This is a genomic window from Chryseobacterium carnipullorum (genome assembly GCF_003815695.1).
Lineage (GTDB): Bacteria > Bacteroidota > Bacteroidia > Flavobacteriales > Weeksellaceae > Chryseobacterium > Chryseobacterium carnipullorum.
In genome coordinates this window covers 4140602-4165995 of sequence record NZ_CP033920.1, presented here as the reverse complement: position 1 = coordinate 4165995, position 25394 = coordinate 4140602, and the positions used below count along the sequence as shown (strand labels likewise).

Annotated in this window: 22 protein-coding genes; 17 read left to right on the top strand and 5 right to left on the bottom strand. The window is 38.5% G+C overall.

Translation table 11 applies throughout. The features are described from left to right. The first annotated feature begins 214 nt into the window (after window positions 1–214). The 5 genes from EG346_RS19025 (at window position 215) to EG346_RS19005 (ending at window position 7053) form a co-directional block, all read left to right on the top strand. The gene (locus tag EG346_RS19025) at window positions 215–850 is read left to right on the top strand and encodes a chloramphenicol acetyltransferase (RefSeq protein WP_123880820.1); all 636 of its coding nucleotides are present in this window, start codon (window positions 215–217) and stop codon (window positions 848–850) included. Between the two features lie 389 nt (window positions 851–1239). Then, on the top strand, window positions 1240–2130 hold the full coding sequence (locus tag EG346_RS19020) for a BRCT domain-containing protein (RefSeq protein WP_123880818.1): 891 nt from the start codon (window positions 1240–1242) through the stop codon (window positions 2128–2130). 33 nt (window positions 2131–2163) lie between these two features. Continuing rightward, window positions 2164–3606, top strand: a complete 1443-nt coding sequence (locus EG346_RS19015) for a tellurite resistance TerB C-terminal domain-containing protein (protein ID WP_123880816.1) — start codon at window positions 2164–2166, stop codon at window positions 3604–3606. Further along, window positions 3599–4915, top strand: coding sequence for an ATP-binding protein (locus EG346_RS19010; RefSeq protein ID WP_123880814.1), 1317 nt, complete (start codon window positions 3599–3601; stop codon window positions 4913–4915). The genes EG346_RS19015 and EG346_RS19010 overlap by 8 nt, the downstream gene beginning before the upstream one ends. After that, window positions 4912–7053 (top strand): DEAD/DEAH box helicase, encoded by a 2142-nt coding sequence (locus EG346_RS19005; RefSeq protein ID WP_123880812.1) that lies wholly within the window; start codon window positions 4912–4914, stop codon window positions 7051–7053. Before EG346_RS19010 ends, EG346_RS19005 begins: the two co-directional genes overlap by 4 nt. Window positions 7054–7199: 146 nt before the next feature. On the opposite strand, the gene EG346_RS19000 is transcribed toward EG346_RS19005, so the two are convergent. Next, window positions 7200–7793, bottom strand: a complete 594-nt coding sequence (locus tag EG346_RS19000) for a Crp/Fnr family transcriptional regulator (RefSeq protein WP_123880810.1) — start codon at window positions 7791–7793, stop codon at window positions 7200–7202. 644 nt (window positions 7794–8437) lie between these two features. On the opposite strand from EG346_RS19000, the gene EG346_RS18995 reads away from it, so the two are divergent. Continuing rightward, window positions 8438–8779: a helix-turn-helix transcriptional regulator gene (locus EG346_RS18995; protein ID WP_073334586.1), complete on the top strand. Its 342-nt coding sequence runs from the start codon at window positions 8438–8440 to the stop codon at window positions 8777–8779. Between the two features lie 17 nt (window positions 8780–8796). Here the strand turns inward: EG346_RS18995 and EG346_RS18990 are convergent, their stop codons facing one another. Together EG346_RS18990 and EG346_RS18985 are read right to left on the bottom strand one after the other, a co-directional pair. Further along, window positions 8797–9528, bottom strand: a complete 732-nt coding sequence (locus EG346_RS18990) for an MBL fold metallo-hydrolase (RefSeq protein ID WP_123880808.1) — start codon at window positions 9526–9528, stop codon at window positions 8797–8799. Between the two features lie 77 nt (window positions 9529–9605). Then, window positions 9606–10358, bottom strand: coding sequence for an NUDIX hydrolase (locus tag EG346_RS18985; protein ID WP_123880806.1), 753 nt, complete (start codon window positions 10356–10358; stop codon window positions 9606–9608). A gap of 531 nt (window positions 10359–10889) precedes the next feature. Here EG346_RS18985 and EG346_RS18980 point away from each other — a divergent pair. Continuing rightward, window positions 10890–12086: an MFS transporter gene (locus tag EG346_RS18980; protein ID WP_073334582.1), complete on the top strand. Its 1197-nt coding sequence runs from the start codon at window positions 10890–10892 to the stop codon at window positions 12084–12086. A gap of 12 nt (window positions 12087–12098) precedes the next feature. Here the strand turns inward: EG346_RS18980 and EG346_RS18975 are convergent, their stop codons facing one another. Continuing rightward, window positions 12099–12491 carry a winged helix-turn-helix transcriptional regulator gene (locus EG346_RS18975; protein WP_123880804.1) on the bottom strand — a complete coding sequence of 131 codons (393 nt, stop codon included), beginning with the start codon at window positions 12489–12491 and terminating at the stop codon, window positions 12099–12101. 159 nt (window positions 12492–12650) lie between these two features. Here EG346_RS18975 and EG346_RS18970 point away from each other — a divergent pair, with 159 nt between their 5' ends. The 7 genes from EG346_RS18970 (at window position 12651) to EG346_RS18940 (ending at window position 18538) form a co-directional block, all read left to right on the top strand. Next, the gene (locus EG346_RS18970) at window positions 12651–13586 is read left to right on the top strand and encodes an alpha/beta hydrolase (RefSeq protein WP_123880802.1); all 936 of its coding nucleotides are present in this window, start codon (window positions 12651–12653) and stop codon (window positions 13584–13586) included. A gap of 2 nt (window positions 13587–13588) precedes the next feature. Continuing rightward, window positions 13589–14761 (top strand): MFS transporter, encoded by a 1173-nt coding sequence (locus tag EG346_RS18965; RefSeq protein WP_123880800.1) that lies wholly within the window; start codon window positions 13589–13591, stop codon window positions 14759–14761. 85 nt (window positions 14762–14846) lie between these two features. Continuing rightward, a complete protein-coding gene (locus EG346_RS18960) occupies window positions 14847–15542 on the top strand; it encodes a DsbA family oxidoreductase (RefSeq protein WP_073334578.1) in 696 nt (231 codons plus the stop codon). A 358-nt stretch (window positions 15543–15900) separates the two neighbouring features. Further along, window positions 15901–16479, top strand: a complete 579-nt coding sequence (locus EG346_RS18955; protein WP_073334577.1) for a 5'-methylthioadenosine/S-adenosylhomocysteine nucleosidase family protein — start codon at window positions 15901–15903, stop codon at window positions 16477–16479. A gap of 11 nt (window positions 16480–16490) precedes the next feature. Then, complete coding sequence (locus tag EG346_RS18950; protein ID WP_123880798.1) at window positions 16491–17012, top strand: GNAT family N-acetyltransferase; 522 nt, start codon at window positions 16491–16493, stop codon at window positions 17010–17012. Window positions 17013–17022: 10 nt separating this feature from the next. Beyond that, entirely contained in the window at window positions 17023–17592 is a 570-nt protein-coding gene (locus tag EG346_RS18945) for a Crp/Fnr family transcriptional regulator (RefSeq protein WP_123880796.1), read from the top strand. Between the two features lie 133 nt (window positions 17593–17725). Next, complete coding sequence (locus EG346_RS18940) at window positions 17726–18538, top strand: alpha/beta hydrolase (protein ID WP_123880795.1); 813 nt, start codon at window positions 17726–17728, stop codon at window positions 18536–18538. Window positions 18539–18842: 304 nt separating this feature from the next. On the opposite strand, the gene EG346_RS18935 is transcribed toward EG346_RS18940, so the two are convergent. Continuing rightward, window positions 18843–19940 (bottom strand): Fe(II)-2OG oxygenase family protein, encoded by a 1098-nt coding sequence (locus EG346_RS18935; protein WP_123880793.1) that lies wholly within the window; start codon window positions 19938–19940, stop codon window positions 18843–18845. Between the two features lie 217 nt (window positions 19941–20157). On the opposite strand from EG346_RS18935, the gene EG346_RS18930 reads away from it, so the two are divergent. Genes EG346_RS18930 through EG346_RS18920 form a run of 3 tightly spaced genes read left to right on the top strand, consistent with a single transcriptional unit; the run spans window position 20158 to window position 25391 of the window. Further along, entirely contained in the window at window positions 20158–21684 is a 1527-nt protein-coding gene (locus EG346_RS18930; protein ID WP_123880791.1) for a pyridoxal phosphate-dependent decarboxylase family protein, read from the top strand. Further along, window positions 21656–24082 carry a GNAT family N-acetyltransferase gene (locus EG346_RS18925; RefSeq protein ID WP_123880789.1) on the top strand — a complete coding sequence of 809 codons (2427 nt, stop codon included), beginning with the start codon at window positions 21656–21658 and terminating at the stop codon, window positions 24080–24082. Before EG346_RS18930 ends, EG346_RS18925 begins: the two co-directional genes overlap by 29 nt. Next, window positions 24075–25391 carry a lysine N(6)-hydroxylase/L-ornithine N(5)-oxygenase family protein gene (locus EG346_RS18920; protein WP_123880787.1) on the top strand — a complete coding sequence of 439 codons (1317 nt, stop codon included), beginning with the start codon at window positions 24075–24077 and terminating at the stop codon, window positions 25389–25391. The genes EG346_RS18925 and EG346_RS18920 overlap by 8 nt, the downstream gene beginning before the upstream one ends. The last annotated feature ends 3 nt before the right edge of the window (window positions 25392–25394 follow it).

Sequence of the window (25394 nt, the reverse complement as noted above, 5' to 3'; positions counted from 1 at the left end):
AGTATATCAAGACTCAAAAATGCGAGTTAAATATTGACAAATACAAGTAAGCCCAGATATTGTAAACCTTTTCTATTTGTATCAAAAAACTAACCAAAACCAACCTTCTACATTAAGATTTCATTATATTTTGAATGATTTGTTTCAGTAATATTTTTCCAGATAAACTTTTAAAACCGGGAAAACTTGCTGAAATTTGCAGCAAATAAAATCAATGAAGATCATAGACCTCGAAAACTGGAACCGAAAAGAGCATTTTGAGTTTTTTTCAAAGATGGAAAGTCCCTATTTTGGCTTTACTACTGAAGTTGACTGCACGAAAGCTTATAATCATGCTAAGGAAAACGGTGATTCTTTTTTCGCTACTTATCTTCACCGATCGATGATTGCAGTGAATACTGTGGATGAACTGAAATTACGGATCATTGACGGTGAGGTTATTTTGTATGATACCATTCATGCAGGAAGTACGATTGGCAGGGCAGACGGGACTTTTGGTTTTGCATTTATTCCTTTTTCTCCAGATTTTCGAGTATTTAATGCTACAATGCAAAAGGAAATTGAGGCGGTCCAACAGTCTTCCGGATTAAGATTGAACAATGGCGATCTGGGTAAAGATCTGATCAGGCATACAACAATTCCATGGAATTCTTTCAGTGCGCTTCTTCATCCTACCAGTTTTAACAATTCAGAATCTGTACCTAAAATCACTTTCGGAAAGTTCAGTATCCGTGATGGGAAAAAGTATCTTCCCGTTTCTGTGGAGGCTCATCATGGACTTGCGGACGGGCTGCACCTTGCCAGGTATCTGGAGGAGTTTCAGAAACAGCTTGATGGAGAGCTTTTGTAAGTTATAAGTTAGGAATGATGAGTAATGAGTTTGTTTCGGGGCGCGAAATTCGGGTTCAGGTTCATGATTACTACTATTAATATATTTTGTGTAAGGAGTAATTGATAATGATAGCCAATTGGTCTCAACTCCAATTCCCCTTCGCTGAAGGGGTGGATTTTTGCGTAGCAAAAAGACGGGGTGGTTAAAAATAAGATGTGCCATCCTACAGAAATTTCTATGCTTGTCCTCTAACGTCTAATCTCTAAAATCTAACTTCTTTTTTTACGGAAAACCGTAAGGTATTTTTTTTAGTTTTGAATATTTTTGAATGTATAATATTGCTATATTAGAAGTTGATTTTACCATCAATAGAAACTAATACAACCCATACACTCAATTTATTTAAGATGACCCATTTTGACAATCCGGACTTACAGGTATTTACAACCAAATCCAGAGCAGATAAAGCAATGAATTCACTAAAAGGCCTTCTTTTGGGAATCATTTCTGATGATATCATTTCTGCCAGAGAGATGGAAGAGCTCAGATTATGGGCCAAAGACCATTATGATCTGGTGAATAGAAATCCGTTCCGTGAATTCATGCTTTTGATCGAAAATACAGCCTCCAACGGAATCCCCGCCAAAGAAGCGGTGGAAGACCTGTATTGGCTGTGTCAGAAATACGAGCACGACAGCATTTATTATAACGGAATTACGTCTGATCTTCAGCTTTTACAGGGAATATTCCATGGAATTCTGGCAGACGGAATTTTAAATGATGACGAAATCTTTAAACTTCATGAATGGCTTTCAGACAATGAGCACCTCAATTCCTATTATCCGTATGATGAGATCCGAAGCCTGGTATTGTCTATTGTGGCAGATAAAATCATTGACGAAGAGGAACGAGCTGTTCTGACGGCATTCATAAAGCAATTCGTTGAACTTAAAAATTCAGATACAGCAGCTCAGATAGAAAGAGATACAGCCGACATCAATATTTCCGGAATTTGTGCGGTAGACCCTGAAATTGTTTTTGAAAACAAAACGTTCTGCATCACCGGAATCCTAAGCAGAGGTAATCGCAGTGAATTACAACGGGCGATACAGGATAAAGGTGGCATTCCGGTCAATACGATTTCTAAAAAGACTGATTATCTGATTATTGGTGACACCCATAATGCCTGCTGGAGCTACTCCTGCTATGGAAGAAAAGTAGAAAAGTCACTGGATCTCAGAAAATCCGGTCATACGATCGTGATGGTTCATGAGTTTGATATTTTTGATGCTATTTGAAGAGAAACTTTAACCGACAATCTTATTGATGAAATGATGCAGAATGAACACGATGACTCTATAATTGATGTTTCCGGAAATACTGATATTCCGATCAATTTTGGATCTGATCTCCACAGAGAAGAATCTGTCCCTGAACCTGTTCCAAAGCCACAATATGATCCTGATGGCTGGAAAATAGGAAAAAAATACATCAGAAAACTCAGTCTGAATGATGATCAATCCGCAATACTGGACCGATTATGGTTTGCTGATAATGTTTTTAATGAAATTGAATACTGCCGTGTACAGATTTTAAAACAGTTTTTAAGAGCGACAGACTATCTCCGGACGCACTGCATTCCCGTGAATAAATCGTATGCAACGGTAATTGAGGAGCTTTCGGAAATCATTGTGTGTCTTCAGTACAATTACAGAAAAGAAAGCCTGAACTACCGCTATACGTATGATGCAGTACAGACAGAAATTTTCAATCATATCTTAAAATTATGTGAAAATAATGTGAGGGAAGTCTATGGAATAAAAAGAAAAATCAATACGGATTTTAATTATACCCATCCTGATATTCTGCACCAGTACAACAGGAAAATAGTTTCCAGGCTTGCTGTTTTTCTGCCTGAAAACCAATCCCAGATATTGGAGGCGGATCACAGAACGAATATCATTCTGAACGAAAATAATACCGGAAGGTGGAAAACGAAATTTGAAACCATTAAAGAAGATTATTCCAATACTATAGCTTTTGAAAGAGAAATTTTCAGGCTGGCGGAGGTGAATGTCAGAAACCCGTCTCAGGATACTATATTTCTTGAAGCTTCTAAATTTGTTGCAAAACATGACAAAATCTCTGCATTAAGGCTTTATCTGCATTATTTTGATAAAGACCTGAACAATACAACATTTGAACGGAAACAGCTTACCAGGAATATCCAGAAGAGTCTGTTCACCACAAGCGAACAGCTTAGTGATTTTGAGCAGATCATAAACGAATTCATAGCAACGAGGAACCTTCAGGCAGCCATTGAAAAAGCGTCTCGGCTGTACCTTCCGAAAAGAAAAAAAATTGTTATCGACAGAGATGCCGTTGAAAATGTACAGAGGCAGCATTCCGGAACTGTGGCCCTGCTGGAAGAATATCTTAAGGATGAAGGCGAAGAGGAAACGAGTGGAGAAGATGAACTGACGATTCATATTACCCATCACCCTACAGAAACCAGGATTCATAAATATCTTGAAGAGCTTAATTTGTCAGAAGTTCAGCAGGAAATTTTAGAGGCATTTGAAAAGCAGAGTTTTAATATTCCTCAAAGTGAAATGGCCACTTATTTACAGTCGAAAAACCTGTTTATGGGATCTACCATAGATTCTATCAACGATCTGTGTTTTGAAACCCTTGACGATGTCCTTATTGAGGAAGAGGATGAATATTTTACGATTAATACTGATTATTATAAAAAACTTTTAAACAATGATTGACAATATTAAACCCAAAGAAGCAACTTCTATTATCAACTCCCTGGTGAGCGGAGTGGTGCCCAAAATAGGAGTGCAGCACATTACTGTAGGAAGATCGGAGGAGATCAATGCTTTCATAAGCTCTTTGGAAGATGTGAAAAACGGCCACAGCATGGCGAAATTCTGGATCGGAGATTTTGGAAGTGGTAAATCTTTTATGCTTCACTTATTGAATACGGTGGCTTTAAAGCAGAAATTTGTAGTTTCCAATGCAGATTTCACACCGGACAACAGGCTGTATTCCAATGACGGAAAAAGTGTGATTTTATATTCTGCAATCATGGACAATATTGCAATCCAGACTAAACCCGAAGGCGGAGCATTACAGACTTTGCTTGAAAAATGGATTGAGCAGGTGATTACGAAAACAGCTGAAGACAACCGTATTTCCCTTGCTGAGATCAGAAATGACCAGTTTTTAGGCCTTATCCAGAATTCTATTATGAAAACAGTGAATGAAATCACAGAAGTGGGTGGTTTCGATTTCGGTTCTGTGATCGTTAAGTACTATGAAGGATATATCAAAGGCGATGAACTGTTACGCAGAAATGCCCTGAAATGGCTGAAAGGTGAATATAAAACGAAAACGGAGGCCAGACAAGATCTTGGGGTAAGAGAGATCATTAATGATTCCAATTTTTACGATATGCTTAAAAATTTCTGTAAGTTCTTTGTAAGCATGGGATACAGCGGTTTTATGATCAATCTGGACGAAGCGATCAACTTGTATAAAATTTCTACTTCAGCCGCGCGTGAAAAAAACTACGAGAAAATTTTATCTATTTATAACGATTGTTTTCAGGGGAAAATTTCAAATTTGCTGATCAATTTTGCAGGAACGAAAGAATTTCTGGAAAATGAAAGGAGAGGATTGTTCAGCTACCAGGCTTTAAAGTCAAGGTTAGAAACCAATAAATTTGAAACCCGTGAAATTAGAGATTTTGCGCAGCCTGTCATTAAACTCACTCCATTAGATCATAATGAAATCTTTGTTCTGTTAAAAAAACTGAAACTGATTTTTGATTTTAACTATAAAACAGAACTGAATATCAGCGACGAAGAAATTTTTGCTTTTATGGAAGAAATGTTCAATAAACCGGGAGCTTCAGAATTTCTCACACCGAGAGAAGTGATCAGAGATTTTCTCAATATTCTGAACATTATCAGACAGAATCCGGCCGTGGATAAAAAACAGCTTTTCGGAGACATCGAAATTTCAGATGAGAGGCCTGATGATTTGGTTCTCTTAGATAGTATTGAAGAAATATGAGCGCATTCAACCTGCTCTCAGAGCCGATCAGAAAGTACATCCGCGACCAGAAATGGGAAAGCCTGAGACCTATTCAGGAGGCTGCCATTCAGAAGATTATCGCAACAGACAATAATTATGTTTTAATTTCCAGGACAGCTTCAGGGAAAACGGAGGCTGCCTTTTTGCCGATCTTATCTAAAATGAATTGTAAGGAAAAAGGCGTAAAAGTGCTTTATATTTCACCGCTGATTGCCTTGATCAATGATCAGTTCATGAGGGTTGAAAAGCTGTGCGAATATCTGGATGTTCCGGTCACAAAATGGCATGGAGAAGCTTCCAAAGGAGCCAAAGACCGGCTGATAAAAGCTCCGGAAGGAATTGTACTTATTACTCCGGAATCTCTGGAGGCGATGTTTGTAAACAAACCTTATCAGATCCACCACCTTTTTTCAACACTGGATTATGTGGTTATCGATGAGATTCATTCGTTTTTAGGATCAGACAGAGGGATTCACCTGCAGTCTCTGTTGCAGCGTCTTCAGAAAGTCAATACCGGTAAATTCAGTACTGTTGCTCTCTCTGCTACAGTAAGCGATCAGAATAATTATGCTGAACTGAAAGATTTTCTGGGAGATCCTGAACATACAAAAGTAATCAGAGATACGACACCCAAGCCTATTAACGCTGTTTTTAAGTATTTTGAAGGGCAGACAAAAGAACTTCCACTGGATCTCCTCAAAGATCTGTATATCAGAACGAGGGACAGCAAAGTGCTGGTGTTTCCCAATGCTAGAGGAAAAGTAGAAGAGGTAGCGGTGAGACTGAAAAAACTTTCGGAAAGGGTGGGCGGACATGCGAATTACTTTTCCCATCACTCTTCTGTAGATAAAGAAGTACGTGAATATGTAGAGTTTTTTGCCAAAAAAAGCACGCATGAAAATTTCTGTATATCCTGTACATCAACCCTGGAACTGGGGATCGATATAGGAAACGTGGATGAAGTTGCCCAGATTGATGCCACCCATAGCATTGCTTCCCTGATCCAGAGAGTGGGAAGGAGCGGAAGAAGGGAAGGAAAGGCCAGCAACCTGTTTTTATATGCTACTGAACGTTGGAGTCTTCTCCAGTCACTGGCGTGCTGGTTGCTTTTTAAAGAGCAGTATATTGAGCCTATTGCTATGAGCCAAAAACCTTATGATGTGCTGGTTCATCAGCTTTTGTCGGTGGTAAAAGGTTCTTCGGGAATCACACTTGATAAACTTACTGAAGATTTGACCGGTAATGCTGCTTTTAAGAATATTTCGGCTGAAGAAGTTACGGAGATTATTGACCATCTTACCGCCATTGACTTTCTGGAAAAACTAGGACCTGAATATATTATTGGGATTGAAGGTGAAAAGGTAGTCAATACCAGAGATTTTTATACCCTCTTTCATACTCCTGTATTTTTCAGGGTGGTGAGTCAGGGCGTGAAAATCGGTGAGTTACCGCTGTCTGCACAGACCAGACCTGATGAAAATATATATCTTTCAGCCAGAATATGGAAAATAAAGGACATTGATTACGAGGCTAAAAAAATAGAGGTAGCTCCAGCAAAAGACGGAAAAAAACCGCTCTTTTTTGGAGATGCGGCAGATACAGCCTCTAAAATCAGGGAAAAAATGCTTGAAATTCTGATTTCCGACCAAAAATATGATTTTCTGGATGAGCCTGGTGATGAAATGATCCGGCAGATGCGTAAAGATTTTTCAATCTATGGGATCAGGTCTCATCAAACGGACAGACCCCTTTTTTCAGGGAATGATAAACTTAAGTTTTATTCATTTACAGGATCTAAGATCAACAGAACTTTAAGCTTTATACTGAACAGAGTAGGGATTGAAAATCAATTACATGAAAGCGAAAGTAAGTTTGAAATCGATTTTTCAAAGAAATCTGAATTCATTTCGGTGCTTAAAGATGTGAATTTAAATACGATCAATTTTGACGAAGCACTGACAGAATTACTAGACAACTTTCCGGATGTTTTGAACTTTTCAAAATGGGGAGAATTTTTACCCATAAAATATCAGATAGAACTACTGAAACACCGATATTTCGATTTTGAAGGCTGTAATGAATTTCTTCAGAATTTAAATTTTATAGAAAATAAATAGTAACTAATATAGGATACCGAAAGAGCGTAGATTTTAAAGTGATAAGGTAAATAAAAAATATTTTAATTCAACTTAATATTAATTATAATAATGATAATGAGTGGTTTACGGATGATTTTGATCTTCGCTCTTCCAGACAATAGAAACTAATACATAATCTTCCTCTTCTCTATTTTTAAAATCTTATCTTTTTCCATACTTTTTACGGCTCTTATGACCGTTTCCACGCGCAGTCCCGTGAGAGAAGCAAGTTGTTGTCTTGTCAGAGGAATCTGAAAAGAGTACTGTGTTTTGTCTTCACAGTAGCTTTTGAAATAATCCATCAGCTGTTTCAGTTTCAGCATGGGATTCTGGAAAGAGAGGTTGTAGAGCATCATATATTTATAATACATTCTTTCTGCCATACACTGATAAACATTCAGGGAGACTTCCTGGTTTTCCCTGATCAGATTTAAAAAATTGGATTTTGGAAGTCTTAAAATATACGAATCTTTTATAGCTGTAGCGTTCATCGGATAAGGACGATCTACAAAGAGAAGAGATTCTCCAAAGCTGTGTCCGTTTGAGAATATATTCTGAATAAATTCTTTACCGTCTTCCGTGTAATTATTCAGTTTGATCTGTCCTTCCTTAATCTGGTAATAAAACGTAGAAAACTCACCTTCCCGAAAAATAATTTCTCCTGCTTTATATTCTTTAATTTCTGCTCCAAATGAAACAAGTGCCTCTTCAATAATCATGGGATGATAAAGTTTTTAATTAAAATTTTAAATAAATGTTTAATCATTGGTGCCTTTCATTATTTAATAAACAGGGAAGCACAAAATTTCAATAATGTAAAGAACGATCAATTTTCATCACCTCTCTCTGTAAGGCATACCACATACATACCATAAGGCTTTGGAGACGCTTTTTCCCAATCTCTCTGTATACACCACGGCCAGGGAATAAAATCATCAAAAACATTGATTGAGATCATAAAAAATAAGATCCCCAATCTGCTACATTTGTCTAAAATAAATTACAGGAACGAATTAATTTTCAAACTCACTTCAAAATAGGAATAAATACACTGTAGATAGGCATGGCGTGGTATCTATGTGGTATTTTAATTCTGTAAAATTTTAATCATTTTTTCTTTCTTTGTTTCATTTAAAAATAACCGAAAGAATGAGCTTCAGATGAAAGATTTTTAAGATTAAAATATCAGGGATTCGTACAATAGATGTAAGGTTCTTTAGAATCAGCAATTATGAAATTTAGATAGACCTGTAAAACCTCAACATCAAAACAGCTATTTGTATAATAGCCGAATAAGAAGGGTTTGTACTGATACAAAAGCATTTAAACGTATCAGAAATAAAGTAGCGATGAGAAAAATATTATGAAAAACGAAAAACCGCAATCCAGTTTAGAAGATTTAAATCAAAAGATTTTAGTGCAGGACGAAATCATGGCATTAGCCAAAGAAAATTCGCCACGTTTGCTGAACAAATTCAGACTTGTATACCCTGATTTTTTTGATAAAATCGCGAAGGTACATCCCAGTCTCAAAAATTCTGAACTTATTTTCTGCATTTACCTGAAACTCAACTTTACCACCAAGGAAATTGCGACTTACACTTTTGTGACGCCAAAAGCGATCCAAAACAGAAAAAACAGAATCCGGAAAAAGCTTCACATTCCTTCTGATTTGGATATCTACAAGTGGTTTAATGATCTTTAAACCACTTTTACGTTAGATTATATCTGGATTACTGCTTTGTCCAGATCATGATAAAGCAGTATTTTCCATTGTTCTTCAGCCGCTTTTTTTTGCCACTCCAGTCTTAGTTCCATTGCTTTTCTTCCATCAAAATCGCTTTTATAAGCCAGATGATATTTCAGATAAGACTCCTGAGGAAGATCATCCGCACCATAAAAAATAATTTCGTCATACTCTCTGATCCAGAAGACCTGCATAAAAGGCGTGTGTCCGCCTACTACTTCAAAAGAAACCTCCGCATTTATATTTCCGCGATCTTCATCCATCCAAACAATATTTGGCAGGCTGATCAGTTGTTCAAGAATATCAAAATCAAAAGAAGGGTTGCCCTTATTTTCCATAGCGAAAGCAAGCTCACGCCTCTGAATATAAATTTCTGCATTCGGAAATGAAGGTTCAAAACCAGTATCTGTTTTGTGAATACTTCCGTTAATATGATCTTTATGGAGGTGTGAAAGCAAAAGCCTGGTAATTTGTTCGGGTCTGATATTTTCCTTTTCCAATAGTTCAGAAATAACCGTTTTACCCTCCCTGTTTTGCCATCCCATACCGGCATCGAGGAGTATATAATCATGTTCTGTAATAATGAGAAACGGTTGTACAGACATTTTGATCCCTTTGACGGTGTCAAAATTTTCATCGGTCAATAACGTGAAGTCTTTCGTTCTGCTGGCTGAGAAATTGCCTTCTTTGAGCGCAATAATTTTCATTGTGCAAATTTCCCTAATATTTATAAGACCTCAAAACCTTTTTTTCGATACCATTAATTGGTAAAAACAATGGACGTCTACCAGGCGTTAAGACCGTTTTTCAATGCTTGGGCATATTTTTCCTCATCAAAAGAATACAGATCAGGAGACTTATGGGCGCCGCCACGTCTTTGCTCCTCAAGTTTATTCAGAATTCCTAAATTTTTAATTTTTCTGTAAAAGTTTCCACGGTTGAGCTCCTTTCCTAAAATGGCTTCATACAGTTTCTGAAGTTCAGAAAGGGTAAATTTTTCAGGAAGAAGATTGTAACCGATGGGCTTTATGGAAATTTTTTCACGTAAGGTAAGAAGCGCTTTTTCAATAATTTCTCTGTGATCCATGGCCAGTTCGATCTCCGACAATTGACTCATATAAATCCATTCACCGCTTTCGCTTAACTCATCAGGAACAAGATTAAATCTTGAAGGATTGTACAGTGCGTAATATCCGATAGAAATGAATCGCTGCTTATGAAAAAGAGTATCATCAAAATCTTCAAAGTAAAGTTCACTTCTGTTTCTTTTGCCGAAAACACCAAACTCATCAAGATATACATCGGTGGTTATTCCCACTCTGTCTTTCAGGATTCTTACCACAGCTTCATCCAGATCTTCATTTTTTCCTACGTAGCCACCCGGCAATAGCCACAACTTTCGATAATTCATTTTGATCAGAAGTACCTTAAGTTCTTTCTTATCAAAACCAAATATAACAGGATCCGCAGAAAGGTGAGGGAGAAAAATTTCTTTTGCCTCAATTGATCTTTGTAATATCTGTTCTTTAGAATTCATATAATGTATTAAGTGTATTAAGAAATTGGTGATCTTACAAATTTAGGAATAAAAATTTTGGAACTGCTTTAAAAAAGCCTTCCCGGATAACATTTTGGGAGGAAAAACATACGATTTCTACCATTTTTTTATTGAATCAATGAAAAAAAACTTTATTGTAAAATATTTAATTTAAAATCAATTCTACATAAAGGAAGCAAAGAAATAGTAGTCTTACATGAAATAAGCCATCTCTGATAAGATCGGATTTCATTATTATGAATAGATAAGTGATTCGTTGACTTCATTCCGGTAAAATCCAGGATTTCTGTCGGCGTATCTTTTTTGGATGTCAAACAAACCATAGAATTATTGAAAAGGGACTGCTTTTGGCATTCTCTTTTTTTATGAAATTGATTACCTTTGCCCTTCTTAAAAAAGATAGTATTTCCGATTGAATACATGAATATGATCATTCATGATTAACAATTTGAAATACAGCTTTATTCATTAATTCCATTCCTACATTTGGAGTCAAATTTTAATTCAACTATGCAGACGAGCACGACGAACGGTATTTCAAGAACAGTTATCTGGCTGATGGCTATTATTTCAGGACTTGTAGTCGCCAATAATTATTATAACCAGCCTTTATTAGGGCTCATTTCGAAAGATTTAAATGTTTCTGAAAGTGCGGCAAGCAAAATTTCTGTCCTTACCCAGATAGGATATGCTTTAGGATTGTTATTAATTGTTCCTTTGGGAGATAAATTCTTCCGTAAGAAATTAATTCTGATCGACCTGTTTTTAGTTTTTGGTTCATTATTATGGATGACTTTTGCCACTCAGCTATGGATGCTCTATGCTGCCAGTTTACTGATCGGGGTAACTTCAGTAATTCCTCAGTTATTTATACCTATCGCCGCTGAATTGTCCTCCGATAAAGAAAAATCTTCCAATATCGGGACCGTGATGTCCGGATTATTGTTAGGGATTCTTTTATCCAGATTTATAGGTGGAATAGTAGGTGATGTATGGGGCTGGAGAGCCATGTTTGGAATCGCTGCAGGGTTGATGATTCTGGTATGGCTGGCGGTTTATAAAATGCTTCCCGAAATGCAGCCTAATTTCAAGGGAACCTATAAAGAATTAATGCGATCTGTGGCTCATTTGGCGAAAACACAGCCTATATTACAGCTGGCTTCATTCCGTGGGGCGATGGCATTCGGATCCATGTGTGCATTATTTACAACATTGGTCTTTCACATGGAAAAACCGCCTTTCAATGCTGGTTCATCGGTGGTTGGAAGCTTTGGATTAGCTGGCGCTGTAGGAGCGTTAGCAGCAGCAAAAGTGGGAAAACTTCAGAAATATCTTGATATCAACCGCATCATATTATATTCGCTTCTGATTGTAGTCGGGAGCTGGGCATTTACCTATTTTGCAGGCGAAACCTATTGGGGGCTCATCGTTGGTGTTATCCTTGTTGATCTTGGAGTACAGTCGAGCCATATCATGAACCAGACCAATTATTTCTTGATTAAATCCAATGCCGTGAACCGATTGAATACCGTGTATATGGTTTCCTATTTCATCGGGGGATCACTCGGAACATGGCTTGCGTCTATGGCATGGCAGTATGCACAATGGTCTGGTGTATGCTTTGTAGGGGCATCCTTTGGCTTACTGGCGATTATCGCTCATGTATTGTTCTGCAACAAAGTGAATGCATCTCAGTCCCAGATTTAATTTTATCCTGGTCTAAATCTTAGCCTCAGTTTCATCCTCAACACTATTGGCCAGGACTAAATCCCTGTGCTTATTTCCCCATTTTTCAAGCTCTTCCCAGATCGGGATCAGTTCTCTCGCTATGTCCGTCAACTCATAATCCACTCTTGGCGGAACTTGGGCATGAACTGTTCTTTTGACCAATCCTTCTTTTTCAAGCTCTCTCAGCTGAAGGGTAAGCATTCTTTCCGTGATTCCACAGATGCGGTCACGGACTTCACTGAATCGTAATTTACCATCCTTTAATCTGTTTAGAATCAAAAGTTTCCATCTTCCGCCGATTTTACAGACTGCATAAGACAGATCGCATTCCTGGATGTACTTTTTATTAATGTTATTCGTCGAATTTTCCTTTATTTTCCCCATAGCTTACAAATTTATTAGTACCATACAATTAGCAGTATACTGTGCAAATGTAAGGTTTGAAAAGTAATTTTGTCTTCTTAAACTGAAAATTAAAACAGTTAGGGAATAATAGCGCTCAGATTCCTTTTTGAAATATTATTAATACAAAACAAACTTATAATGCAACTAACGTCACCAATAACCCAAATTATCAATCATTTAGGAAAAATACAGTCATTCAATGCACAAGATCCATTAGATGAAACCAGGAAATATCTTGACGCCATGGCGCTTCAGCTCAGCGGTAAAAAAGAGCCCGTTGCGATGATAGAAGAACTGAAGGTACCGGTGGAAGACCACCAGATCCCGGTCCGAATCTACCGCCCAAAAGGAAAAACCACTCAAAAATCATCAGCTATTATTTATATTCATGGCGGATGGTTCATTGCGGGAGGTTTTGAAACCCATGATGCTGTAGTCCGGAAATTAGCTAACCAAACAAGTTCAGTCATGATCTTTGTAGATTACCGTCTGGCTCCTGAACATCCTTTTCCGGCAGGATTAAATGACTGTATCGACATCGTTAAATGGGTAACTGATCACGCTGAAGATCTGGGAATTGATGAAAGTAAAATCGGAATTATAGGCGACAGTGCCGGAGGAGCCCTCGCAACCTCTGTTTCAACACAGGTAGGGGAACTGCTGAAATTTCAGGTACTGATCTATCCGGCAGCGGATCATCAACTCAATACAAAATCATGGGAAACCTATGAAACAGGTCCTGTTCTAAACAAAGAAGGCGGCATCCAGGCCTGGAAATGGTATCATCCTGAAGCCGAAAGCAATCCTGATCCGTTAGCGGTTCCGATCTTGATAAAAGACTTTAAAAACACACCCCCAACATTGGTTCTTATAGCAGAACATGATGCCTTAAGAGATGAAGGAGAAGAATTGGTACAGCATATGAAAAACGCAGGAATTTCTGTGCAAACCAGTTTTTACAGAGACATGGTGCATGGCTTTATGCACATGGGAGAAGTACTGAATGAGGTAGAAAAAGCTACCTTTGAAATGGCGGCATTTGCTCATCAATATCTTCGAACCACTGAAAAATAAGGATGAAAAAATACGCATACATTGGGTGTCTGGGATTTATGGCCGTCATCACCACCGAATTTGGAGTGATCGGAATTCTCCCGCAGATTGCTGAACATTATCAGATAGGAATTGACAAGGCCGGATGGCTGCTGAGCGCATTTGCATTAATCATTGCTTTGACGGGGCCTTTCATGACTTTACTGATGTCAGGATTTGACCGTAAAAAAGTGATGTTGACCGCTATTGCCATTTTCCTTTTTACAGCTGTTATTTCTGCCATGTCACCACCGTTCTGGCTTCTGATGCTGGTAAGGATACTTCCTGCATTTCTGCAGCCGGTCTATATTGCTACAGCTTTATCTGTGGCTGTCTCAGGAGCAGATCAAAAACAGGCGAATAAGCTTATGGGAATTGTTTTTATGGGAGTTGCTCTGGCAATGGTAACGACGGTTCCTTTTGCGACCTGGCTGGCCAGTTTATGGATATGGGAATCTTCTTTCATCGTTCAGGGCGCAGTCAGCACAGTTGCTTTGGTTGTTATCTATTGTATGCTTCCTGAAATGCCCGTAAAAGAGAAAAAATCGTACAAAAGTCAAGTCAAAATTTTATCACAGCCCACCTTTATCATCAGTACGGCAATGAATTTTTTCATGATAACGGCCTGGTTTTCTACCTACAGCTATTTTGCAGATTATCTGAATAAAGCGAAAGGGATGGACGGTACGATGGTAAGTTATATGCTTTTTCTTTTTGGAATCATTGGGGTTGCTGCCAACTGGATTGCAGGAAAAATGCTAAGCTGGAATGTCGCTAAAACAACAGCCTTATTTCTTTCCGGTACTGTTATGATGCCTTTTTTACTGTATTTTTCAGGGGATAATCTGCCAGCCAATATCATCAGCATAGCTATCTGGGGCTTTCTGTATTCTCCAAGTTTCCAGAATGCATCTACGTATATGATTTCTTCTGTCCCGGATTCTCTTGAATTTGCCAATAGCTTAGCCACTTCTTTTGGAAATCTGGGGGTAACTTTAGGAACAACCTTGGGTGGATGGATGATTGTTGCCAAAGGAGCTTCATACAATCCATGGATAGGCTTTGTATTTGGGATTTTAGCTTTTTTAATGATCATTCTGAGAAGTATTCTGGAGAAAAGAACTGAAAAGCAGAAGATCATTTTTCCGTGCCAGTAATATATTGTAATAAATTTTGTTACAATTGCAAAAAGCAGTAATTTTGATGGATTAATAATTTCATCAAGAATTAAAACAATAAAAAATGAAAATAGAAATATGGTCGGATGTTATGTGTCCGTTCTGCTATATCGGAAAAAATAATTTTGAACAGGCTCTTGAAAAACTGCCGTTTAAAAACGAAGTAGAAGTAGAGTGGAAGAGTTTCCAGCTAGATCCTACTTTAGATCCTTTGCAGCCTCAAAATACCATCGAATATTTTAAAGAGAAAAAAGGACTTCCCGCAGATCAGACATCTCAGATGATTGGTCAGGTTGCTCAGATGGGAAAAGGGGCAGGCATCGATTTTAATTTTGAAAAAGCATTGATCATCAATACTTTTTCGGCGCACAAACTTCTTCATCTGGCTAAAAAACACGGTAAGGCCAATGAGATGGAGGAAGCTCTGTTTATCGCTCATTTTATTGACGGGAAAAATGTAGGAGATCTTGAAGAATTGATTTCCCTTGCTGAAAAGTCCGGGATTGATCGGGAGGAGGCAAGACAGGCTTTGACATCAGATCAGTTTGATAACGAAGTCAATCAGGATATTCAGGACGCTAAAAACAATGGTATTTCCGGGGTCCCTTTCTTTATTTTGAATGGAAAATATGCCGTATCGGGTGCACAGCCGATAGAAGTTTTTGCAGATGCCCTTCAGCAGACGTACAAAGAAACGGTAAGCGCGTTTAAAGATCTTTCGAAAGAAGGAGGTGCAGCTTGTGATATTAATGGATGCTAGGATCAGAAAGATGGTTTAATTTTAGAGTTCAAAGTTGTAAACGGTGAATTTGTCGCGACGTGTAGGTTTCGGGTGTTATCCCAATGTACGGGAATCATCCATTGATCCCGACCTCAATTCCCCTTCTTTGAAGGGGTGGATTTTTGCAAAGCAAAAAGACGGGGTAGTCAAAACAGCATTATTATATCATTGTATAAGAGTAGTGACATTAGTGTTTTTAATATAAACGTAAATTAGCTTTTTTAGCATAAAACACCTCAATTTGAGGTGTTTTTATTAATTATGAGATTCAATAAAAACAGAAAAGAAATTCTGTTTTATCTACTCATTTCTTATTTTTGTTTAAATTTTATACTCAATGATAAAAATCAATGCCGACTCTCATTATCCGGTTTCAGAAACCTTGTTCGTCTTTGCTTTGGATTCAGAAGCAGGACAAGCGTTTGAGGGAAAAAATAAACTGGTGACAGGAATAGGAAAAGTAAATGCTGCTATTGAACTGACCAGAGAAATTCACTTCAGAAAACCTAAACTGATCGTTAATCTGGGATCTGCGGGCAGTAAAAGCTTCGGAAAAGGGGAAGTTGTTTGCTGCACAAAATTCATCCAGAGAGACATGGATGTGAGAGGTCTTGGTTTTAGTCTTTACGAAACCCCTTTATCCGGAATTCCGCCTGTTCTGGAATACGGTCTTCAGATGAACGGCCTGGAAGAAGGGATTTGTGGCAGTGGTGATAGTTTTGAGATGAATCATTCTGAAACGGACTATAATATTGTAGATATGGAAGCCTATCCACTTGCCCTCATTGCTAAGAAAGAAAACATCCCTTTCCTGTGCCTGAAATATATTTCTGATGATGCGGGAAGTGATGCCGCAGACGACTGGGCCGTTCAGGTACATCTGGCTTCTGAAGCGTTTAAAAAAATATTATTTTAATACAAAAGAAAATGGCATCGATTATCATTAACAAAGCTTTAGCCGAAGATCTGGAAACCATACAGGCTTTGGGAAGGCAGACTTTTTATGAAACCTTTGCAGAAAGCAATTCAGAAGAGGTGATGAAAAACTATCTGGAAGAAAGTTTCAGTACCGAGAAAGTAAAATCAGAATTCAATAATCCTGATTCTCATTTCTTTATAGCCTGGGAAGAAGACATTCCTGTCGGTTATTTGAAATTAAACTCCGGCGCCGCGCAAACCGAATTGCAGGATGAAACTTCTCTGGAAATAGAACGTATCTATGTCAAAAAAAGCCATCACGGACAGAAAGTGGGTCAGCTGCTTTATGATCAGGCTCTGGAAACTGCTCAAAACCTGAAAAAAAGTTATCTGTGGCTGGGAGTTTGGGAAGAAAATCTGAGAGCGCTTCAATTTTACAGGAAAAATGGTTTTGAGCAATTCGGGACTCATACCTTCAGGCTGGGAGGCGACGATCAAACCGACCTTATGATGAAGAAAGTTTTAGATTAAATTATAAGCTTTGAAAGAACTTTTAGAACAGATCAATACTTATTATCCGCTTTCACAAGAAACGGTTCAAGCCCTGCTGAATATCTGTACGGAAGAAACCTATCACAAAAATGAACTTCTTCAGGAAGCCGGAACTGCAGCCAGATATTATTATTTTATACAATCAGGATTGGTGGGATATTACACGGTAGACCAGCAGGGAGATTCTGTGTATAAGATTTTCTTTGAAGAAAAGAGTTTTGTGGCTTCTACTGCAGCCATTATCAAGGATAAACCCAGCGACTTCAATATCATCGCTTTGGAAGACTGTTCGGTTATAAAATATCCGGCAAAAGCTTTCAGAGAACTGATCAACCGATACCATGATCTGGCATTGTTTCAAATCCATTATCTGGAAAAAAACTGGGTGGTAAAAAAAGAGCCACTGGAGATTTCCCTAAAGCATGAAACGGCCAAACAACGGTATTTACAGCTTCTGGAAAATAAACCGCTCCATGACCGTCTGAAACAGCATCATATTGCTTCTTATCTGGGGATCACGCCTACTCAGCTGAGCCGCATAAAAAAAGAAATAAACTGACAAAAGCTTCAACATATGTTGAGGTTTTTTTATTTTATCGGCCGCATATTTGTACCATAATCGGGAACAGTTGTATGGGAGACAGCAGTCTTATCAGATTCCCAGGTTAATAACAAAATTAAAATTATATCCTATGAAAAATTTAGTAAGTATTATCTGTTTATTGACGGTATCTGCACAGCTTTCCGCACAGAAAATCATTCATAAAGAAGTATTCAGTGCCATAATGAATAAGAACATTAAAACCATTATCATCACACCGGATGTACAACAGGGCGAAACCTATCCGTCGGTTTATATTCTTCACGGGTATAGTGGAAATCCCGACAGAACAATCAAGCAGGATATTCCTGATCTGGTTCAGAAAGCACAAGAGGATAAGATAATCTATGTTTTACCGGACGGAAATTTCAATTCATGGTATTTAGATAGTCCGTTGGTTAAGGATTCCCAGTATCAGACTTTTATCGGGCAGGAACTTGTAGAATATGTTAATAAAAATTATACGGTGAAAAATGATAAAAAATTCCGCGGTATTCTGGGTTGGAGCATGGGAGGCTATGGTGCAGTGAACATTGGTACGACGTACAATAAGACGTTTGGCATCGTTGGAAGCTCTTGTGGAGCGCTGGATCTGGCTTCCTTTGGAGAAGGCTATATGAAATATCAGGTAGATAAAGTGGCAGGTCCTGTGATCTCGTTAAATCCTAAATTTCTTACAGACAGTAAGATTAAAACAATGGCATCAGCAGATCAGCAGTATATCTTTGACTGTGGTACGGAAGACACCCAGATGATCGCTATGAACAGAAACTTTCATAAAAAACTAACGGACCAAAAGATTCCGCATCTTTATATGGAGTCTTTAGGAATCCATGATTCTAAATACTGGAGCAGATCTTTATCTGAGCAACTGACTTTGTTTGATCGATTTTTTAAGCCGTAAATTTGCTTTTTTTTAATTACATATATACTTTTATATTAATTGTTTATATAGTTTTATTTAAAGCTGAATTGAATGCATCCTAACCATGTCAAGGTTCAAAACCTTGACATGGTTTACAGGGCTCAAATTTTTAAACCTTTAAAAGCGAAGCTCACCTTAATCATCTTAAAAACTTAAATGCCCTTAATGGTTTAAAGATTTTATACAGGTTTAAAAAAAGTATTCAGCTAAAAAAATCCTTTTATGCACAAGGCTTAAAAGGATCCATCATCATTATTATCAAATAAATATCTAATAGAACATTTTAAATGTTTTCAAAATTTTTCCCCAAATGCTCTTCAATAACAAAGAACGGGTCTTCTGTAAGCGTGTGGGCTCTCATTTCCATGAGACTCACTTTACTCATCATGCGGAGCATAATTCTCCTTTGACATTCGTGTTCCACGCCGTCGATATTTCTTACCCCGGCACGGAAAGCTGATCTTCCGTGAGCACATAAATGGTTGTTCACCAATATGACATCTCCGGCCTGAGGCGTAAACCCTGAATAGATAAGATCTCTGGCCTCTTCCCAGAATTCTGTCAGATGGCTGTGGGCATGATCAGTCTGCTTAATGCTTGGGTTGAATAGCTGTTCAGCAGCATCAAACCTCATAAAAGGCAATTCGTAATTACCATACAGAACGGCATCCAATGCTTCTTCTTCGTCCATACCGGTTTCCAGATTGGCATCTTTCGGAATTTTATACATACGCTCAAAAAGAGGCCTGAAATTGTCTCCGATAGATCCGTGAGAACGGATAGAATAGAGGGTAGAAGGTACCTGCTCTTCATTACGGATGTACATAAAACTTAAAAAGTCAGCCTGATGCTTCAGGAAGGCATCTTCGGTATGCACATAAAGGTCTGTTGCAGATCCCGATCCCGTCTGAGTTTCTCTCATTTTTTCGTCAGGAATAATCGCATGCATCAGCCCACCGCCTTTACGCTGGGAATAATATTGTACAGGTTTCGATGGAAGTGCTCCATGAATCAAAGCACACGCAAAACCATAGATATTGAATTTAGAGTAATCCGCAGACTGCCAGTTTGGAGGTGTATTCCCGATACTTTCCTGATCAATGTCCATTAATCCTTTGAATACCAGTGCTCCATACTGATCTATTGAAAAATCGCTGGCAAAATCAGCGGCTATATGTAGAATTCTTTCCGGCAAGAAATAAGATGCCATCTGGTGAACGTGGGTAATGAAGTCTCTATTTTCATAGCTGCCATATTTTCTCTGAAGATGCACCGCTGCATCTTGTATCATTCTTCTTTCCTGAGAGGTGATCTCAATGACTCTCGGAAGCAGTTTTACCGCAGTAATACTGTCGTTATCTAAAATTTCTAGCGAATTCATTAAAAAAATCTTTGGTGTGTGAATTTAATTTTTATATTTGTTTTTAATTATTCTAAATAACAATAGCTCGGTCAAATTTATGAATAATTTATCAATCACCAAAAAAAAACTTGAAGAAATGCAAAAAATAAAAAGTTGACAATCAAGTATATACATCTATATACTATACACACTTCACACTACTTACTGATTTAGAAAATCACCTTACAAATACCATATGAACAACAATCAAATGCCCGCCGGAGAGATCCTGGGCGCTTCCTTACCTCACATTTCGGGGAATTTTGGAAATATTTTTCATTCTGACAATTATGATCATTATCGTTCCGCTGTCGAAGAAACTTTAGACCTTGTAGGAACTTTTCTTCACAGAAATGACAAACCCTTCAGCGGAATCGAAGCCAAAGAAATGAAAGGCATGGTACAGCAGATAGACCTTAATCAAAAACTATCTTCGTATCAGGAGCTACTTGAAGAGGTAGATACTATATATGTAAAGCATGCGACTGCTTTTCACCTTCCACAATACGTAGCACACCTTAACTGTCCTATCGTTATTCCTGCACTGGCAGGAGAGATTCTTGTAAGTGCCATCAATTCTTCACAGGATACCTACGACCAAAGCGCCGGAGGAACCTTCATGGAAAGAAAGCTGATCGACTGGACTGCAGAGCAGTTAGGATACAATGCAGAAACAAGCGACGGAGTTTTCACAGCAGGCGGATCACAGAGCAATCTGATGGGCCTTGTGATGATGCGCGACTGCTTTTCCCAGAAGAGATACAACCATAATATTAAGCTGGACGGTCTTCCACAGGAAGCAAGTCGGTTTAGGATATTTGTTTCTGATAAATCCCATTTCAGCAACTTAAAGAATGCCTCTATCATGGGATTGGGCGAAAAATGTATCGTGAAAGTTCCTACAGACGAAAGATTCTGCATGGATATCACTTTGCTGAAAAAATACATTAAGAGAGAAGAACAGATGGGAAATATTCCTATCGGAATTGTAGCGACGGCCGGAACCACAGACTTCGGAAATGTAGACCCACTGGAAGACATCGCCAATGTTGCCGAGCAATACAATATCTGGATGCATGTAGACGCGGCTTACGGATGTGCTTTATTATTAAGCGAAAAATACCGTCATCTTCTGAACGGTATCGAAAGAGCGGATTCGGTGACGATAGATTATCATAAATCTTTCTTCCAGCCAATCAGCAGCAGTGCATTCATCGTTAAAAACAAAAGGGAATTAAGAATCCTGAAACACCATGCAGATTATCTGAATCCTGTCGAAATGGATGAAGAGGAAATTCCTGCACAGATCAACAAATCCATTATCCAGAGTACCCGTAGATTCGATGCGCTGAAACTATGGTTTACTTTAAGAATGATGGGCAAAGAACAGCTCGCAGAATATACAGATACGGTGATAGACCTTACCAAAGATGTAGCGTCTATGATCACTGAAAATCTTCACTTCGAACTGCTTTCCGATACAGATCTGAGCGTTCTGGTTTTCCGTTATATCAGACCTGATATTGAGGACCTGAATGCTTTGAACCAGCATATCAAAATGAAGCTTTTCTACAGCGGGGAAATTCTGGTGGCAAGTACCAAAGTAGATGGAAATTTCTACCTGAAATTTACTTTCCTGAACCCGATCACCACAACAGAAGATGTTCACCAAATTTTAAATACAATCAAATCGCATGGAGAAGACTTTGATACAGCAAACTAAGTTTACGGAAAAAGCACAGGAAATCACGATTAGAATCCTGCTGAACGGAATGCTTCGTGAGCTTGGAAACGGAAAGTTCTATCAGGGAGTTCCGAAATATGATGCCCTTACGGCTCAGGCACTGGAAAACAGCACCTATCCGCTTCATATAAGATTTGAATTAAAGAAAAGCGACATCTTTTTATTCGCTCCGGTTTCTTACCGTTCTGAAAGTGCTTTCCACAATTACGGATCGCCTTTGTGGGTGGTTGATCATCAAAACCAAAAGGTTTATGAACCGGATGTTGATCAGCTTACCGAATTCGTATACCGAGAACTTTCTGAGGAGTTCAGTGAAAAAGGCCTTGAATTATTTACAAAAAGAATTCACAGCAGCTTAAGAAATCTGGAAATGATCATGGAAGAAGTGTTACAGGATCAGGATGCTTTGACGTATTCTTTCCTGGAATCTGAACAACAGCTTCCTGTAGGACACAATCTCCATCCGTTTACAAAAGCGAGAATGGGATTCTCCAGAGAAGAGCAGCTTCTTTACGGACCTGAATTCAATAAAGGCATTCAGCTGGAGTATTTCCTGGTGCACAAAAACTGTGTTCAGGAGCAGTCGGTTTTGGAACAGCCTTACAACGAATTTCTGAAGAGTATGGTTTCATTACCTGAGGATCTTGAAGCGAAATACATTAATGAAGGTGAAAAACTTTCTGATTTTTATACGGTTCCGTGCCATCCGTGGGAAGCTACTTATCTTTTATCAATCAAAGAAGGGGCAGAAATGATCAAAGACCGTACTCTAATCCATATCGGAGCTTTTGGGGAAGAATTTCATTCAACCTCTTCCATCAGAAGTATGTACAGTCCTCAAATTCCGTGGATGCCTAAGTTTTCTTTAAATGTTCTTTTAACAGGATCGATAAGGATCAACACGGAGAAGGATCTGAAAAGAGGCTATGCATCGGCTTTATGGAGAAAACACGCAGGAGCAGCATTTGAAAAGGATTTCAACCAGTTCAAACTGCTTTTGGAACCTGTAACATTAGGCGTTTATCATCAGCATAAAAATATTGAAAGCCTTAATCTGCTGATCCGCGAAAATCCTTTCCAGCCGGAAGATAAAATACTTCTTTTAGCAAGATTATGTCAGGACGAACCTGAAGACGGACAAAATTTTATTCAAAAATTCTTTACGGATGTTTCTGAGAAATTAGGAACCAGTCCGGAAGAATCGGTGACCATTTGGTTTGCAAAATATATTCACCTGCTGATTGCTCCTTTAAACCATTTATACAGCCAATACGGCATGGCTCCTGAAGCACACCAGCAGAATCTTTTAATTCAACTGGATGATCAGTTGCTTCCGAAGACTCTTTTTGTAAGAGATGCACAGGGCTATTTATTAAGAGAAAGCGCAAGAGAACAATATACGGAGCTTTCCAAAGCGTATCCTGAGATTGAAGATCTTTTCATCAGGGATGAACGTCTTTTAGATATTATCTCTTACCATGTTTTAGTGAGTAATCTTTCAGCACTTATCGCTTCATTAGGAAAGACAGGATGGGTGAAAGAGAGAACTCTGATCAATATTCTGCATAACGAATTTGAACAGGTTCATCAGGAAATGCCTTCAGATTTTACCCGTTATGCACTTGAAAACCGTCATTGGGGAACAAAAACCAATTTTAAGGCGGTTGCTAATGAAATTGACGGAATTACAAGCGCTGCAGCTATTTCTTACGCTAAAGTTCCGAATCTTCTTCACTATCATTACTTCTCAGATCAGCTGATCCATCCGAAAGGAAAAGAAGCTTTCTTCAAGCGTTATTTCCAGAAAGATGATGTCACGGTTACGATGAGACCTGTTGATCTCGATGAAGATCTTGAAATGCTTCATGAGTGGTTTAATCGTGAACACGCCATCAAAATCTGGCAGATGAACTGGCCGATTGACGAGCTGGAAACCTATTACCGTTTAATGCTTCCGGGTGATGAAGCACACAGCTACATCGTCATGAGCAATGGTGAGCCTACCTGTAATATTGAGGTTTACTGGCCATGCAGAGATATTGTGGGCGATTATTATGATGTACTGCCTACCGATTACGGAACCCACCAATTTATCGCACCTACCGATCCGAAGAAGAAATACGTTTCTCCTTCCACACAGTCTATGGTAGATTATGTATTTGCCCAGCCTGAGGTTGGAAAAATGGTAGGGGAAGGTTCAGTAGATTCTCTCGCTTCTATGATGAATAAAGCCCATGTAGGGTTCAAAGTAGATAAAGTCATTGAAATGCCTCATAAAAAAGCCAATCTGAACTTCTGCTACAGAGAATGGTATTGGGAAAAATTCCCTCAGAACAAAAATGTAGAATTCACCGTAAAAATCACTGAACATGAATAACGACACTGTATATAACGTGATCGGAATAGGTATTGGTCCTTTCAATCTGGGACTTGCCGCCTTATCAAATCCGATTTCTGAATTAAAAACCCTTTTCCTTGACCAGAGAGACGGTTTCGACTGGCATCCGGGATTGATGATCGATCATGTAACATTGCAGACGCCTTTTCTGTGCGACTGTGTATCCATGGCTGATCCTACGAATCCTTTAAGCCTTCTGAACTATCTGAAAGAAACGAACAGGCTGTACAAATTCTTTATCAGGGAAGATTTTTTTATTCCGCGTAAAGAATATAACCGTTACTGCCAATGGGTGGTGAGCCAGCTTCCACAGTGCTGTTTTTCAACGCAGGTGGTTGATATCGTGTATGAAGACGGATTGTATTTAATCACAACTATTCATACCAAAACTAAGGAAACAGAGGTTTTCAGAACAGAAAGACTGATCCTGGGAACAGGGACACAGCCTCACATTCCTTCGTTTATTCCGAAAGAGGATCCTCGCATTCTTCATACAAGCTCTTATCTGTACCGTAAGGAAGAACTTTTAGCTCAGGGTAAAAAAATTGCCGTGATTGGTTCAGGACAAAGTGCTGCAGAGGTTTTCTATGATTTATTGCAAAGCCGTGATGAAAATACCCAATTGGGCTGGTATTCACGTCCGGACCGTTTCTTTCCAATGGAATATTCAAAGCTGACGCTGGAGTTGACTTCTCCTGATTATGTAGATTATTTTTACAGCAGGGATGAAGCGGCAAGAAAATCAATATTAAGTAAGCAACAGGCTCAGTTTAAAGGAATCAATTACGACCTCATCAACCAGATCTATGATTTCATCTACGACCTGAATATTGATAATGCTGATCCTAAGCTTACGATCATACCAAATAGTCAGTTGGAGAGAGTAAATAACAGCAATCCGGATAATCTAACTCTTGAATTCACACAATTAGAACAAGAGGTCCCTTACGAACAGGAAGCTGATTATCTGGTGGTAGGAACAGGATACCGTTATCATGAACCAGCTTTCCTGAAAAATATTCAGTCCAGGATTAAAAGAGATTCCACAGGTTTATTTGCGGTCAACAGGAATTATTCCATAGATCATAACGGCGGTGAAATCTATGTGCTTCACGCAGAAGTACACACCCACAGCTATATTTCTACCGATCTTGGGATGGCGGCCTACCGTAATTCCTATATCATCAATGACATTTTGGGAAGAGAACATTATAAAATCGAAAAGAAAATCGCTTTCCAGGATTTTGATGTAGAGAAACACGCTGCTGTATCAACTGTCAAAATATAACAG